This window comes from Polaromonas sp. (genome assembly GCF_035638815.1).
Taxonomy (GTDB): Bacteria; Pseudomonadota; Gammaproteobacteria; order Burkholderiales; family Burkholderiaceae_C; genus Polaromonas.
On the sequence record NZ_DASQZG010000016.1, the window covers coordinates 231711 to 244420 of the forward strand.

Here is a 12710-nt window from a genome sequence, read left to right on the forward strand (position 1 = left end):
TCAGTTCCAGATGTTGTACGAGGTCTGCATCCAGGCGCCGACGACGACCAGCCAGACAAGCGTTACGGGAATAAAGATCTTCCAGCCCAGACGCATGATCTGGTCGTAACGGAAACGCGGGAAGGTGGCGCGCACCCACAGGAACATGGTGACAATGACAAAGGTCTTGGCGCCAAGCCAGATCCAGCCGGGGATGGCGTTGAACAGCCACCAGTCCACGGGCGGCAACCAGCCACCCAGGAACAGGATGACGGCCAAAATGGCGACCAGCCACATGTTGGCGTACTCGGCCAGGAAGAACATGGCAAAGGCCATGCCTGAATACTCGACCATGTGGCCCGCGACGATTTCAGACTCGCCCTCAACCACGTCAAACGGGTGGCGGTTGGTCTCGGCCAGGCCGGAGATGAAATACACCACAAAAATCGGCAGCAACGGCAGCCAGTTCCACGACAAAAAGTTCAATCCCTGAGAGGCGGCCATGCCTTTGGCCTGGCTCATCACGATATCGGTCATGTTCAGGCTGGCGGAAACCATCAGGACAACCACCAGGCAAAAACCCATGGCAATCTCGTAGCTGACCATCTGCGCAGATGCGCGCATGGCGCCCAAAAAGGCGTATTTGGAGTTGGAGGCCCAGCCGGCAATGATGACGCCGTAAACCTCCAGCGAGGTGATGGCCATGATGAACAACAGCCCAGCATTGATATTGGCCAGTGCAATCTCGGGCCCGAAAGGAATCACCGCCCACGCAGCCAGCGCCGGCATGATGGTCATGATGGGGCCCAACACGAACAACCCCTTGCTGGCCGCCGTTGGCATGATGATTTCTTTGGTCAGCAGCTTGAGGGCGTCGGCAATAGGCTGAAGCAAACCAAAGGGGCCAACCCGGTTGGGGCCCAGGCGGATCTGGGTAAAACCAATCGCCTTGCGCTCCCAGAGCGTGAGGTAAGCGACGCAACCCATCAGAGGCAGGAGCACGCAAACAATCTTGATCAGGGTCCACACCACAGGCCAGACGGTCCCGGGCCAGATGCCGCCCATCAATCCCTGGCCAAAACCAAATACGGTGTCAATCATGCGGAGACTCCCGGGGCAAGGCTGACCCGCCGCGCGTCGGCGGTCAGCTGCAGCGATGTGGCACGACGTACGAGACCGTCGAGCTGGTAAATGCTGGCAACCACCGGTGCGGGGCCACCTGTTGCAGGCACGATGGCAGCTTCGCCTGTGTTACCCAGCCGGTCGGCAGGCACATGCGATGCGTCTGCACCGCGAACCTGCTTGAGGACCTCCTGCGAGGACTCAAAGTCGAAGCCCGGCAGACCAAGCAGATTGGCGAGGACCCGAAGAACTTTCCATGCGGGGCGGGTCTCACCCAACGGCTTGACTACAGCATGAAAACTCTGCACCCGGCCTTCTGCACTGACAAACGTGCCCGGCGTTTCGGTGAATGGCGCGATCGGCAACAGCACGTCGCTGAAAGCCATGTTGGTTTTAAAGGGGCTCAGCGTCACAACCATTTGCGCAGCGTTGAGCGACGCAGCCGCGGCAGCGCCCGCTGCGGAATCAAACTCTGGCTCGTTGTTGAGCAGGATGACCGCCTTGAGCTTGCCAGCCAGCATTTCAGCGGCGTTTAGACCCTTGTCGGCCGGCATCGCGCCAGCCAGTTGGGCGCCTACCGTGTTGGCGGCCTCGGTCAGATAACCGACGCTGGCACCGGATTGCTCACCAATCCAGTTGGCAAGTGTCAGCAGGCTGCTGGCGCTGGCATGGTGGGCAGCGGCGTTGCCGAGCAAAATGGCTTTACGTTCGCCACCCAGCAGGGATTTGGCGATTGCCTTGGCTGCATCGCTAGTCTGCCCTTCCGCAGGTGCCGCAACACCCTTTTCTGCCGCAATTGCTGCAGCCACATCGGCAAGAGTCTGCACCCAGGCGCCGGACTCAACCAGTACGCTGTTGGCGACCGGCATGGCCCACGCATCGGCAGAAGACATCTCTGCTACAGAATTAATAGCGCTTACCGCACACCCCTTGCGGGCCGACTGCCGAATTCGTTGAGAAAACAGCGGGTGGTCCTTGCGCAGGTTGGACCCAACGACCAGCACGCGCTGAAGTTGCGACAGCGATGCGATGGACGTACCCAGCCAGCGAATGGACGTCGATGGCGAAAACTCGGCGTTGCGCAGTCGATAGTCAATGTTGTCGCTACCCAGACCGCGCATCAACGACGCAGCCAGGTACAACTCTTCAAGTGTGCTGTGCGGGCTGGCCAGGGTGCCAATGCTCTCCGCGCCGTGGTCCGCCTTGATCTGCTTCAGGCCGTTGGCAACGTATTCGAGAGCGGTTTGCCAGTCCACAGTCTTCCACTCGCCGCCCTGCTTGAGCATGGGGCTGGTAAGACGGTCGTCGCAATTGAGGGCTTCGTACGAAAAGCGGTCGCGGTCTGCAATCCAGCATTCGTTGACGTCTTCGTTCTCAAGCGGCACCACGCGCATCACCTTGTTGGCCTTGACCTGAACAATCAGGTTGGCGCCGGTGGAGTCGTGCGGGCTGACCGATTTGCGGCGTGACAGTTCCCAGGTGCGGGCGCTGTAGCGGAAAGGCTTGCTGGTCAGCGCGCCGACCGGGCAAATGTCAATCATGTTGCCGGACAGCTCTGAATCCACCGACATCCCGACAAAGGTTTCGATCTCGGCATGTTCACCGCGGTGCGACATGCCCAACTCCATCACGCCGGCAACTTCCTGGCCAAAGCGCACGCAGCGTGTGCAGTGGATGCAGCGGCTCATCTCTTCCATGGAGATCAATGGGCCGACGTTTTTGTGGAAAACGACGCGCTTTTCTTCTTCGTAACGCGAACCGCTGCTGCCGTAGCCGACAGCCAGGTCCTGCAGCTGGCATTCCCCGCCCTGGTCGCAAATTGGGCAGTCCAGCGGGTGGTTGATCAGCAGAAACTCCATCACGCCCTTTTGGGCCTTGATGGCTTTCTCGTTTTTGGTGTGGACGATCATGCCCTGCGTCACCGGCGTAGCGCAGGCCGGCATGGGCTTGGGCGCCTTTTCAATGTCGACCAGGCACATGCGGCAATTGGCCGCAATGCTGAGTTTCTTGTGATAGCAGAAATGGGGGATGTAGGTGCCGGCTTTCTCCGCCGCATGCATCACCGTGCTGCCTTCGAGCACTTCCACTTTCTGACCGTCGAGTTGGATTTCAACCATGGTGAATTTGCTTTGATGGGGGCGCGTTTAGGCGTAAACCGGGACCTGGCAGGTCTTGTGGGTGATGTGGTGCTCGAACTCGGCACGGAAGTGTTTGATCATGGCGCGCACAGGCATGGCCGCGGCGTCGCCGAGCGCGCAGATGGTGCGGCCCTGAATGTTGTCGGAGATGGAGTTAAGCATTTCCAGATCGCTCTCGCGGCCGTGGCCATGCTCAATGCGATCCACCATGCGCCAGAGCCAGCCCGTGCCCTCGCGGCACGGCGTGCACTGGCCGCAGCTTTCGTGCATGTAAAAATAAGACAGGCGCAGCAGGCTTTTGACCATGCAGCGCGTTTCATCCATCACGATCACGGCGCCCGAGCCCAGCATGGAGCCGGCCTTGGCAATCGAGTCGTAGTCCATGTCGGTGGCCATCATGATGTCGGCAGGCAGCACGGGCATGGACGAACCGCCGGGAATCACCGCTTTGAGTTTGCGACCACCACGCATGCCGCCCGCCAGCTCAAGCAGCTTGGCAAACGGGGTGCCCATGGGAATCTCGTAGTTGCCAGGCCGCTCCACGTCACCGCTTATGGTGAAGATCTTGGTGCCGCCGTTGTTCGGCTTGCCGCATTCCAGGTAAGCCTGGCCGCCATTGCGGATGATCCAGGGCACAGCGGCAAAGGTTTCGGTATTGTTGATGGTGGTCGGCTTGCCGTACAGACCGAAGCTGGCGGGGAAAGGCGGCTTGAAACGCGGCTGGCCTTTTTTGCCTTCCAGCGATTCGAGCAAAGCGGTTTCTTCACCGCAAATATAGGCACCGAAGCCGTGTGCCGCATGCAACTGGAAGCTGTAGTTGCTGCCGAGGATTTTGTCGCCCAGCAAACTGGCGGCGCGCGCTTCTTCCAACGCTTCTTCAAAGCGCCGGTAGGTGGCGAAGATTTCGCCGTGGATGTAGTTGTAGCCAACGCTGATGCCCATCGCGTACGCCGCAATCGCCATGCCTTCGATGACGATGTGCGGGTTGTACTGCATGATGTCGCGGTCTTTGGCCGTGCCCGGCTCACCTTCGTCCGAGTTGCAGACCAGGTACTTCTGGCCCGGAAACTGGCGGGGCATGAAGCTCCACTTCAGCCCGGTTGGAAACCCGGCGCCGCCGCGGCCGCGCAGACTTCCGGCCTTGACCTCGGCAATCACCTGATCTTGCGTCATGGGCTCACCACCGTCCGTGCCCAGAATCTTGCGTAGGGCCTTATAGCCGCCGCGCGCCTCGTAATCTTTCAAGCGCCAGTTGCTGCCGTCCAGACCCGCCATGATCTGAGGATTGATGTGACGGCCGTGAAACGACGTCTGAACGCCGGTGGCTTCAAACTGGGAAAGGACGCTGGAAGCGGACATGTTTATTTTGCCTCGGCAGATTTAAGGCCATCGATCAGCTGGTCGAGCTTGTCGTTGCTCATGAAGCTGCACATGTGCAGGTCATTGACCAGCATGACGGGCGAGTCGGCGCACGCGCCCAGACACTCGGACTGCTGCAGCGTGAACATGCCGTCGGCCGTGGTGCCGCCCATGGTCACGCCAAGTTTTGATTCCAGGTAAGCCAGCGCCTTGGTCCCGTCGCGCAACTGGCAAGGCAGATTGGTGCAGACGTTCAGCTTGTACTTGCCCATGGGCTTCTGGTTGTACATGTTGTAGAAGGTCGTGACCTCATGCACGGCGATAGGCGCCATGCCCAGATAGGCAGCAATGGCCTGCTCACTCTCGGCGCTGACAAAGCCCTGCTCTTCCTGAACGATGGCCAGACAGGCCATGACGGCAGACTGCTTTTGGTCCGCAGGGTATTTGGCTACTTCGCGGTCGAAGCGCACTTTGGTTTGTTCAGAGATCATACTTTTTCAGCGGTCAATTTCGCCAAACACAATGTCCATGGTGCCGATAACAGCAACAGCGTCGGCAATCATGTGCCCGCGTGACATCTCATCCATGGCCGCCAGATGCGGGAACCCCGGCGGACGGATCTTCAGGCGATAGGGCTTGTTGGCGCCATCGCTGACGATGTAAATGCCGAACTCACCCTTGGGATGCTCCACCGCCGCGTACGCCTCGCCCTCGGGGACGTGAAACCCTTCGGTGAACAGCTTGAAGTGGTGGATCAACTCTTCCATGTTGGACTTCATGGATTCACGGTCCGGCGCAGCCACCTTGTGGTTGCTGGTGATCACCGGGCCGGGATTGACGCGCAGCCATTTGATGCACTGCTGGATGATGCGGTTGGACTGGCGCATTTCTTCAATACGGACCAGGTAGCGGTCGTAGCAGTCACCGGTTTTGCCAACAGGAACGTCAAAGTCCATCTTGGCGTAGACGTCGTAAGGTTGCTGCTTGCGTAAGTCCCACGCAAAACCCGAACCACGGAGCATGGGCCCCGTGAAGCCCAAATTGAGCGCGCGCTCCGGAGACACCACGCCCACACCCACGGTGCGCTGCTTCCAGATACGGTTGTCAGTCAGCAGGGTTTCGTACTCATCGACGTAACCGGGAAATTTGTTGGTGAAGTCTTCAATGAAGTCGAGCAACGAACCCTGACGGTTTTCATTCAACGCCGCTATGGTCTTGGCGTTTTTGACTTTGCTGACCTTGTACTGAGGCATGGTCTCGGGCAGATCGCGGTAGACGCCGCCCGGACGGAAGTAAGCCGCATGCATACGTGCGCCGGAGACAGCCTCGTACATGTCAAACAGCGCCTCGCGCTCGCGGAAGCAATAAATCAGGATGTTCATCGCGCCGCAATCAAACCCGTGCGCGCCCAGCCAAAGCAGGTGGTTAAGCAGGCGGGTGATCTCGGAGTACATCACGCGGATGTACTGCGCACGCTCCGGCACATCAACGCCGATCAGTTTTTCAATAGCCAGACAATAGGCATGCTCGTTGGACATCATCGACACGTAGTCGAGCCTGTCCATATAAGGCAATGACTGGATGTAGGTCTTACTCTCGGCCAGCTTCTCGGTGGCACGGTGCAGCAGACCAATGTGCGGGTCAGCACGCTGGATGACCTCACCATCGAGCTCAAGAACAAGACGCAACACACCGTGAGCTGCGGGATGCTGCGGTCCGAAGTTCAGCGTGTAGTTTTTAATTTCAGCCATGTCGGTCTCTGCGAACTCCTTACTGGAGTCCTCCGTAGTTGTCTTCACGGATCACGCGCGGTGTGATTTCGCGGGGCTCGATGGTCACCGGCTGATAGATGACTCGTCGCTGCTCGGGGTCGTAACGCATTTCGACATACCCCGTGGTCGGGAAGTCCTTGCGGAAGGGATGACCAATAAAACCGTAATCGGTCAGGATGCGCCGCAGATCGCTGTGACCTTCGAAGATGATGCCGAACAGGTCAAAGGCTTCGCGCTCAAACCAGTTGGCTGAATTCCACACTTCGTTGACGGAGGCGACAACCGGAAAATCATCGTCCTCGCAAAACACCTTGAGGCGAACTCGCTGGTTCAGGGTGACCGACAGCAGATGCGCGGCGACGCAATACCTGCGGCCATCGTAGCGGCCGTCTGCATATTCCGAGTAGTCGATGCCGCAAAGATCTATCAACTGCTCAAACTGGCACCCCGGTGCATCACGCAAGACAAGCGCAGCAGCAAGGTAATCCTGGGCAGATACAACAACAGTCACTTCGCCAAGCGCAAACGTGACCCGTTTGGCTTTGGCGCCCAACGCGCCGGTAAGAGTGGCCGCGAGTTGCTCAGAAGAAGCGGGATGCAAAGGACCCATCAAGCCCTCGCTATGGTGTTGGTGCGGCGGATCTTCTGCTGCAGTTGAATAATGCCGTACATCAAAGCTTCGGCAGTCGGCGGACAACCCGGGACGTAAACGTCGACCGGCACAATGCGGTCGCAGCCACGCACCACGGAATAACTGTAGTGGTAATAACCACCGCCGTTGGCGCAAGAACCCATGGAGAGGACCCAGCGCGGCTCCGACATCTGGTCGTAAACCTTGCGCAATGCGGGACCCATTTTGTTGCATAGGGTACCGGCCACAATCATCAAATCAGACTGACGCGGGCTGGGGCGAAACAACATGCCGAAGCGGTCAAGGTCGTAACGTGCAGCACCGGCATGCATCATCTCGACGGCGCAGCAGGCCAGACCAAAGGTCATGGGCCAGAGCGAACCGGTCTTGGCCCAATTGACCACCGAGTCGTAACTCGTGGTCATGAAGCCTTCGTTAAAAACACCTTCTAGTGACATACCTGCACCTTTGTGGCGGCCACATGCGTAGCCGCTGAATCACCTCAAGCCATTCCCGGCTATTCCCAGTCCAGGGCGCCTTTTTTCCACTCGTAGACAAAGCCCACAACCAGAATGCCCAGGAAAATCATCATGGACCAGAAGCCCACCGCGCCGATTTCCTTCAGGGCAACCGCCCAGGGGAAAAGGAAAGCGATTTCCAGATCAAAAAGAATGAAGAGGATGGCGACCAGGTAGTAGCGCACATCGAATTTCATGCGGGCATCTTCGAAAGCTTCGAAGCCGCATTCGTAAGGGGAGTTTTTTTCGCTGTCTGGCTTATGGGGTCCCAGCAACCGGCCCAGAACCTGGGGCACAACGCCGACACCTACACCCACCAGAATAAACAACAGAACGGGAAGGTATTGGTCGAGGTTCATCGTCAATTCAACTTCTGAAAGCCGCGTGTGCTTTTGCCAGTTTCTGTTCAAGGCCCTGCGCCCCGCTTGCGCAGGGCTGTCAGATGCCTGTATGTGGTGCGGACGGCGAGACTCGAACTCGCACACCTTTCGGCACTACCCCCTCAAGATAGCGTGTCTACCAATTTCACCACGTCCGCGGTTTTTAACTGTCCGGATGGCATGAGGAACCTTGCGGTTGTTGGCTTTCCGGGCAGTCTCAGAGTTTACCCTGAATTTCCCCCACTCCCTTAGGGAAGCGGTGCCTCCATCGCGCTATTTCGTCGGGATCTGACCTGCGCCTGAAGCTGCAGGTGCAGGCGGGACAGCGACAGCCCCGGTGACAGGTGCGGGAGCGCTCGTCCCCGGAATCTGCGCGGCGCCTGAAGCTGCCGTCGCCGGTGCAGGCGCCGTCAGCACCGCACCTTCAAGCACGCTGGAGCCGGTTTGTGGGCGCGCATTGCCAAAGTAAGCCAGTGCCAGGGTGCACACAAAAAACACCGCGGCCAACACAGCTGTCGTACGCGACAAAAAGTTCGCACTCCCGCTGGCGCCAAAAAGGCTGCCAGAGCCACCACTGCCAAAAGCAGCTCCCATGTCGGCACCCTTGCCGTGCTGAACGAGGATCAGGCCAATCATGCCCAGCGCGGAAAGCATCTGGATCGCCAGAACGGTAGTTAACAGAATGTTCATATTTACTCCTAATTTAATAGCAAACTTCGCCCGTCAGGCACTGGCTGCTGCAATGATTGTTAAAAAGTCTTTGGATTTGAGCGAGGCGCCGCCGATCAGGCCGCCGTCAATGTCCGCCTGGGACAACAGCGACGCTGCGTTGGCTGCGTTCATGCTGCCGCCATACAAAATTTTCACACGGTCCGAGTGATCGGTCGCCGCCTTGAGCTGCGCTCTCAGCACCGCATGCACGGCCTGCGCCTCTTCAGGTGTCGCCGTCTTGCCGGTACCAATAGCCCAGACCGGCTCGTAAGCCACCACAATCTCGCTGATGCAATGACCATTGGTGTGAATCACCGCTGCGAGTTGACGCTTGACGACTTCTTCGGTACGTCCGGCCTCACGCTCGGCAAGCGTTTCGCCAATGCAAACAATCGGCGTGATGCCTGCAGCCAGCGCGGCCTTGGCCTTGTCGGCCACCAGCGCATCGGTCTCAAAGTGGTACTGGCGACGCTCCGAATGCCCCACGATGGCGTAACGGCAGTCAAACTCCTTGAGCATGGCCGCGCTTGTCTCGCCAGTGAAAGCACCCGAAACCTGGGCCGAAACGTCCTGCGCTCCCAAATCAATAGCAGACAGTCCAGGCAACGCCTGGACTAGGGCCCGAAACTGTGCCAAATAAGGCGCAGGAACACACACGGCTACTGCACAGGCGGGCTGAAGAGGAAAACCTTCAATCAGCTCTTGGAGCAAGGTCTGGTTGGCAGCGAGGCTGCCATTCATCTTCCAGTTTCCAGCAATCAGTTTTTTCATGATCTTCATTCCTGCCAGGTCAAAACAATTTTGCCGATGTGCTGATTGGACTCCATCAACACATGCGCCCTGGCTGCGTCAGCGGCGGCAAAGGTGCTGTGAATAACGGGCTTGATGGCACCCGCGGCGATCAGCGGCCAAACCTTTTCAGCAAGCGCTTTGGCGATGGCGGTTTTGAATTCCAGCGAGCGCGGGCGCAAGGTGGAGCCCGTGATCGTCAGACGCTTGCGCAGAACCAGCCCCGCATTGAACTCGGCCTTGACGCCACCCTGCACGGCAATGATGACCATACGGCCATCTTCAGCCAGACACTCGACCTCACGCGAAACATAACTGCCAGCGACCATGTCGAGAATGACGTTAACGCCCTGCCCGTTCGTGATTCGTTTGACTTCTTCAACAAAGTCTGCCGAGTTGTAATTGATGGCATGGTCAGCACCCAGGGCCAGGCAAGCTGCGCATTTTTCATCGCTACCGGCTGTGACGAGAACTGTCGCACCCATGGCTTTAGCCAGCTGAATAGCTGTGACGCCGATCCCGCTGGAGCCGCCTTGAATCAACAAGGTCTCGCCGGCTTGCAGACGTGCACGCTCAAACACGTTGCTCCACACCGTGAAAAATGTTTCCGGCAACGAGGCCGCCTCAACATCACTCAAGCCTTGCGGAACATGCAGGCACTGACCGACGGGTGCCACGCACGTGTCGGCATAACCTCCACCGGCTACCAGAGCGCAAACACGGTCACCCATCTTGAAGCCCGCCGAACCCATGGCCTCAGCATCGCCGCCAATAATTTGGCCCGCCACTTCCAGCCCGGGAATGTCCGACGCACCGGGCGGCACGGGATAGTTGCCCGTGCGCTGCAGGACATCAGGACGGTTCACACCGGAAGCGGCAACCCGAATCAGCACCTCGCCTTTGCCAGCGATGGGCGCAGGCCGCTCTCCCAGACGCAAAACGTCGGGCGCACCGTAGGAAGTGATTTCAACTGCTTTCATCAGGCACTTGATGGTTTGCGGCTGCCGCCCACACACGGCGGGCGTTTGCAGCTACAAAACCGATAGCAAATTAACCTTGATCCTGACCTTGCGCAGGACGGTCCAGCAGGGCCTTCATGGAAAGCTTGACGCGGCCTTTTTCGTCGGTCTCAAGAACCTTGACTTTGACGATCTGGCCTTCGCTCAGGTAGTCGGTCACACGCTCAACGCGCTCGTGGGCGATCTGGCTGATGTGCAGCAGACCGTCTTTGCCGGGCAGCAGGTTGACCAGTGCACCGAAGTCCAGGATCTTGGTGATCGCGCCTTCGTACACTTTGCCGATTTCCACTTCAGCGGTGATCTCCGCGATGCGGCGCTTGGCCTCATCAGCCTTGACGCTGTCATTCGACGCAATGGTGATGGTGCCGTCTTCCTCGATGTTGATCTGCGTGCCGGTTTCTTCGGTCAGCGCGCGGATGACAGCGCCGCCCTTGCCGATCACGTCACGGATTTTTTCGGGGTTGATTTTCATCACATAGAGGCGTGGTGCGAAGTCAGAGACTTCAGCTTTGGCTTCGCCCATGGCTTCCTGCATTTTGCCGAGGATGTGCATGCGGGCTTCTTTGGCCTGGGCCAATGCAACTTGCATGATTTCCTTGGTGATGCCCTGGATTTTGATGTCCATCTGCAGCGCGGTGATGCCGGCGGTCGTACCAGCGACTTTGAAGTCCATGTCGCCCAGATGATCTTCGTCACCCAGAATGTCGGTCAGCACGGCGAAGCGGTTGTCTTCCTTGATCAGGCCCATGGCGATACCGGCCACGTGGGCTTTCATCGGCACACCAGCGTCCATCAGCGACAGGCAGCCGCCGCAGACCGAAGCCATCGACGAAGAGCCGTTGGACTCGGTGATTTCAGACACGACACGCATGGTGTACGGGAATTCTTCTTTGGTCGGCAGCACGGCGATCAGGGCGCGCTTGGCCAGACGGCCGTGACCGATTTCGCGGCGTTTTGGCGAACCCACACGACCGGTTTCGCCAGTGGCGAACGGAGGCATGTTGTAGTGCAGCATGAAGCGGTCTTCGTAGTCGCCACTCAACGCGTCGATACGCTGCGCATCACGCTCGGTGCCCAGCGTGGTCACGACCAGGGCCTGGGTTTCGCCGCGCGTGAACAAGGCCGAACCGTGAGTACGGGGCAGCACGCTGTTGCGGATTTCAATCGCGCGCACCGTGCGCGTGTCGCGGCCGTCGATACGTGGCTCACCAGACAGGATCTGGCTGCGAACGATTTTGGCTTCGATGTCAAACAACATGCCTTCAACAGCCACGCCGTCGAATGCGGTGCCGTCCGCCTTGAGGGCGGCCATAACCTCAGAAGTCACGACGCGGCAAGCCTGCGTGCGGGCCTGCTTGGCGCGGATCTGGTAGGCGGCCTGCAGCTTCGTGCCGGCTAACTCATTGACCTTGGCAATCAGCGGCTCGTCCTTGGCAGGTGCCTGCCATGCCCAGACCGGCTTGCCGGCGTCGCGAACGAGTTCATGAATCGCGTTGATGGCGATGTTGCCCTGCTCATGACCAAACACGATGGCGGCCAGCATGATTTCTTCCGACAGCTGCTTGGCTTCGGACTCCACCATCAACACGGCGGCTTCGGTACCAGCCACCACCAGATCCATGGTGGAATCTTTGAGCTGGGTCTTGCCGGGGTTCAATACGTACTGGCCGCCGATGTAAGCCACGCGGGCCGCACCGATGGGGCCATTGAACGGAATGCCGGAGATCGCCAAGGCTGCGCTCGAAGCGATCAGCGCGGGGATGTCGCCTTCAACTTCAGGGTTGAGCGACAGCACGTGGATCACGACCTGAACTTCGTTGAAGAAGCCTTCAGGAAACAGCGGGCGAATCGGGCGATCGATCAGACGCGATGTGAGGGTTTCAAACTCGCTGGGGCGACCTTCGCGCTTGAAGAAGCTGCCGGGAATGCGACCAGCGGCGTAGGTTTTTTCAAGGTAGTCAACGGTCAGCGGAAAGAAATCCTGGCCAGGCTTGGCCTCGGTCTTGGCGACCACAGTGGCCAGCACAACGGTGCCGTCCATGTCCAGCAGCACAGCGCCGCCGGACTGGCGTGCCACTTCACCGGTTTCCATCGTGACCGTGTGCTGGCCCCACTGGAAGGTTTTGCTGACTTTATTGAAAATGCTCATGTTTTAACTCCACTAGTTTTCAAGCACTTGAGGCAGTGCAGGAGGCCCGGAGTGGTGGCTGGCAGAACACGATGCCATTCCACAAAATGCCTGTGATTTCAGGACTCTTTTTGTGGAATGACACAGCGCGTGATCGTTTTGCC

12 protein-coding genes and 1 tRNA gene are annotated in these 12710 nt (G+C 58.7%); all 13 read right to left on the reverse strand.

Annotated features, from left to right (window positions below; translation table 11 throughout):
- Nucleotides 1–1080 (reverse strand): NADH-quinone oxidoreductase subunit NuoH, encoded by a 1080-nt coding sequence (nuoH, locus tag VE934_RS11320; RefSeq protein ID WP_324887474.1) that lies wholly within the window; start codon nucleotides 1078–1080, stop codon nucleotides 1–3.
- On the reverse strand, nucleotides 1077–3218 hold the full coding sequence (gene nuoG / locus VE934_RS11325) for an NADH-quinone oxidoreductase subunit NuoG (RefSeq protein WP_324887476.1): 2142 nt from the start codon (nucleotides 3216–3218) through the stop codon (nucleotides 1077–1079). Before nuoG ends, nuoH begins: the two co-directional genes overlap by 4 nt.
- A gap of 27 nt (nucleotides 3219–3245) precedes the next feature.
- Entirely contained in the window at nucleotides 3246–4598 is a 1353-nt protein-coding gene (gene nuoF / locus VE934_RS11330; protein WP_324887478.1) for an NADH-quinone oxidoreductase subunit NuoF, read from the reverse strand.
- 2 nt (nucleotides 4599–4600) lie between these two features.
- Nucleotides 4601–5089, reverse strand: coding sequence for an NADH-quinone oxidoreductase subunit NuoE (gene nuoE, locus VE934_RS11335; protein ID WP_324887480.1), 489 nt, complete (start codon nucleotides 5087–5089; stop codon nucleotides 4601–4603).
- Nucleotides 5090–5095: 6 nt separating this feature from the next.
- Nucleotides 5096–6349, reverse strand: coding sequence for an NADH-quinone oxidoreductase subunit D (locus VE934_RS11340; protein ID WP_324887482.1), 1254 nt, complete (start codon nucleotides 6347–6349; stop codon nucleotides 5096–5098).
- Nucleotides 6350–6368: 19 nt separating this feature from the next.
- On the reverse strand, nucleotides 6369–6980 hold the full coding sequence (locus tag VE934_RS11345) for an NADH-quinone oxidoreductase subunit C (protein ID WP_324887484.1): 612 nt from the start codon (nucleotides 6978–6980) through the stop codon (nucleotides 6369–6371).
- A complete protein-coding gene (locus VE934_RS11350) occupies nucleotides 6980–7459 on the reverse strand; it encodes a NuoB/complex I 20 kDa subunit family protein (RefSeq protein ID WP_007864469.1) in 480 nt (159 codons plus the stop codon). Before VE934_RS11350 ends, VE934_RS11345 begins: the two co-directional genes overlap by 1 nt.
- 59 nt (nucleotides 7460–7518) lie before the next feature.
- On the reverse strand, nucleotides 7519–7878 hold the full coding sequence (locus VE934_RS11355) for an NADH-quinone oxidoreductase subunit A (RefSeq protein ID WP_324887487.1): 360 nt from the start codon (nucleotides 7876–7878) through the stop codon (nucleotides 7519–7521).
- A 94-nt stretch (nucleotides 7879–7972) separates the two neighbouring features.
- Nucleotides 7973–8057 (reverse strand) — tRNA-Leu (locus VE934_RS11360).
- Between the two features lie 115 nt (nucleotides 8058–8172).
- Complete coding sequence (gene secG, locus VE934_RS11365) at nucleotides 8173–8589, reverse strand: preprotein translocase subunit SecG (protein WP_324887489.1); 417 nt, start codon at nucleotides 8587–8589, stop codon at nucleotides 8173–8175.
- A 33-nt stretch (nucleotides 8590–8622) separates the two neighbouring features.
- On the reverse strand, nucleotides 8623–9390 hold the full coding sequence (tpiA, locus tag VE934_RS11370) for a triose-phosphate isomerase (RefSeq protein ID WP_324887491.1): 768 nt from the start codon (nucleotides 9388–9390) through the stop codon (nucleotides 8623–8625).
- Nucleotides 9387–10379 (reverse strand): NAD(P)H-quinone oxidoreductase, encoded by a 993-nt coding sequence (locus VE934_RS11375; protein WP_324887493.1) that lies wholly within the window; start codon nucleotides 10377–10379, stop codon nucleotides 9387–9389. Before VE934_RS11375 ends, tpiA begins: the two co-directional genes overlap by 4 nt.
- Before the next feature lie 70 nt (nucleotides 10380–10449).
- Entirely contained in the window at nucleotides 10450–12567 is a 2118-nt protein-coding gene (gene pnp / locus VE934_RS11380; RefSeq protein WP_324887495.1) for a polyribonucleotide nucleotidyltransferase, read from the reverse strand.
- Between the last annotated feature and the right edge of the window lie 143 nt (nucleotides 12568–12710).